This is a genomic window from Streptomyces sp. CO7, from assembly GCF_053474865.1.
On sequence record NZ_JBRIOU010000002.1, the window covers coordinates 548,045 to 549,203 of the forward strand.

General features: G+C 77.0%; 1 protein-coding gene. It reads left to right on the forward strand.

Annotation, left to right across the window (positions count from 1 at the left end):
• The first annotated feature begins 46 nt into the window (after positions 1 to 46).
• A complete protein-coding gene (locus tag ACOV8S_RS04435) occupies positions 47 to 1,015 on the forward strand; it encodes an aminoglycoside phosphotransferase family protein (protein ID WP_448316208.1) in 969 nt (322 codons plus the stop codon).
• The last annotated feature ends 144 nt before the right edge of the window (positions 1,016 to 1,159 follow it).

Here is a 1,159-nt window from a genome sequence, read left to right on the forward strand (position 1 = left end):
CCCCCACCCGAACCCCCTCCGGCACGAACAAAACGGCACCACCATCATGAATCAGGCACCGAACCCGCCTTCCGAGGACGAGCTGCGCGAGCTGGTCCGCAGCCTCCTTCCGTCCGAGTCCGGCGACGGACCCTCCGGCGAGCCCGCGATCCGTCCCGTGGTGGACGAGAAGACGCCGGAGCCCGAGCGCGCACACAGCACCTGGTGGGCCGGCGACCGGCACGTGCTGCGGCTCGCCCACGACCGCGAGCAGTCGGCGCGGCGGCTGCGGGAGCTGCGGCTGAGGGACCTGGTGCGGCCGCACGTGGGCGTCCCGGTCCCGGTCAGCCGGGGACACGGGGAATGGCGGCCGGGCCTGGTCTACACCCTGGACACCGCCCTCCCGGGCGGCGCGGGAGCCCGGCACAAGGTGACCGCCCTGGGCGAGGCGGACCTCGCCGGGCTGCTCACCGGGCTGCACGCGGTGCCGCTGCGGCAGGCGGAGGCGGTGGGCGTGCCCAAGGCGGCGCCCCGGTCGCTGGAGACGCTGCGGCGGGAGGCCCGGCAGGCCGCCAAGGAACTCGTCGCCGCCGACGAGATCGACGCGGGGTGGCTGCGGCCGCTCAGCGAGGCGGGGGCGACGCAGCTGGAGGTGCGGCCCGGGACGGCGGCCCTGGTGCACCGGGCGCTGAGCGCCGAACACCTGGTGATCAGCGCGGACGGCCGGGTGCGGGGGGTGCTGGACTGGACCGACGCGGTGCTGGGGGACCCGGCGGAGGACATCGCCGGCCTCGCCCGCGCCATCGGGTCCCCGGCGGCGGTCCGCGCGGCGACGCTCGCCGGGTACGGGCCGCGGCCGTGCCTGCGGGGGCTGTGGCTGGCCCGGTGCGACGCGGTGCTGCGGCTGGCGGCGCTGGTGCAGCGGTTCGGGCCGGGGGAGTCGGAGCGGCACACCCTGCTGCGGACGGAGCTCGCGCATGCCTGGGAGCCCATCCTCCTCGAACGCCTCTCCGACCTCCGCGACGAACCGTACTGACCCCCTGCGGGCGGCTGGAGCCCTGCTGTGCCTCCGCCGTCCTGCGGGCGGCTGGGCCGCCCAGGGGGCGATGGGGGTACCCCCTGGGCGGCACGACTGCCCGCAGGGGTGGTGGGTCAGGACTGGCGGAGGACGGCGCAGGAT

Bases quoted from the DNA above. Each gene is read 5' to 3' on its own strand.
- ACOV8S_RS04435 (WP_448316208.1), top strand. From the start codon at position 47: ATGAATCAGGCACCGAACCCGCCTTCCGAGGACGAGCTGCGCGAGCTG.